This window comes from Shewanella sp. Isolate8 (genome assembly GCF_022398495.1).
In the GTDB taxonomy this organism is placed as follows: Bacteria; Pseudomonadota; Gammaproteobacteria; order Enterobacterales; family Shewanellaceae; genus Shewanella; species Shewanella aquimarina.
This window is the reverse complement of sequence record NZ_JAKEVI010000012.1, coordinates 1-976: the sequence shown is the minus strand read 5'-3', so window position 1 is coordinate 976 and position 976 is coordinate 1. Positions and strand designations below refer to the sequence as shown.

The 976-nt window shown below is 45.9% G+C and carries 2 tRNA genes and 2 rRNA genes; all 4 read left to right on the top strand.

Going from position 1 to position 976, the window contains the following annotated elements:
• Positions 1–236 (top strand): 16S ribosomal RNA (locus L1D43_RS19795); the annotation flags it as partial.
• Positions 237–305: 69 nt separating this feature from the next.
• A tRNA-Ile gene (locus tag L1D43_RS19790) sits at positions 306–382 on the top strand.
• Positions 383–434: 52 nt separating this feature from the next.
• Positions 435–510: transfer RNA gene (locus L1D43_RS19785), tRNA-Ala, on the top strand.
• 246 nt (positions 511–756) lie between these two features.
• Positions 757–976, top strand: a 23S ribosomal RNA gene (locus L1D43_RS19780); the annotation flags it as partial.

Below are 976 nucleotides of genomic sequence, written 5' to 3'. Positions count from 1 at the left end.
TTGGAGTCTGCAACTCGACTCCATGAAGTCGGAATCGCTAGTAATCGTAGATCAGAATGCTACGGTGAATACGTTCCCGGGCCTTGTACACACCGCCCGTCACACCATGGGAGTGGGCTGCACCAGAAGTAGATAGCTTAACCTTCGGGAGGGCGTTTACCACGGTGTGGTTCATGACTGGGGTGAAGTCGTAACAAGGTAGCCCTAGGGGAACCTGGGGCTGGATCACCTCCTTACCTATACGATTGATTGATATTTGTTGAGTGTTCACACAGATTACTTGATAGAAGATAGAGAATGACGTTGGGTCTGTAGCTCAGCTGGTTAGAGCGCACCCCTGATAAGGGTGAGGTCGGTGGTTCAAGTCCACTCTGACCCACCAATCTTTCTACGGAAAGATTAGGTATTAAACGTATATTCTCGCTGCATGTAATGGGGCTATAGCTCAGCTGGGAGAGCGCCTGCCTTGCACGCAGGAGGTCTGCGGTTCGATCCCGCATAGCTCCACCATTTGCTCTTTGATGAGAGCATGCAGTTTAGGTTAGAGATGCCAAAGATAAATGCAGAATTTATCTTTGGCTTTTTTAAGCCCGCTCTTTAAAAATTTGGAAAGCTGATAGTAATAACCGAAAGGTTATTGCGAAAAATAATTGAGTTCTCAAAACACACTTTAATCAAGTGACTTGAGTATTCTTTTGGCGAAAGTTGAAACCATTAGTTGCGATGTAACTCAGATGAAACTCATTTGGGTTGTATGGTTAAGTGACTAAGCGTATACGGTGGATGCCTTGGCAGTCAGAGGCGATGAAGGACGTAGTAACTTGCGAAAAGCGTTGGCGAGCTAGTAACAAGCATTTGAGCTAACGATGTCCGAATGGGGAAACCCGGCAGCATAAGCTGTCATCATTAAGTGAATACATAGCTTAATGAGGCGAACGAGGGGAACTGAAACATCTAAGTACCCTTAGGAAAAGAA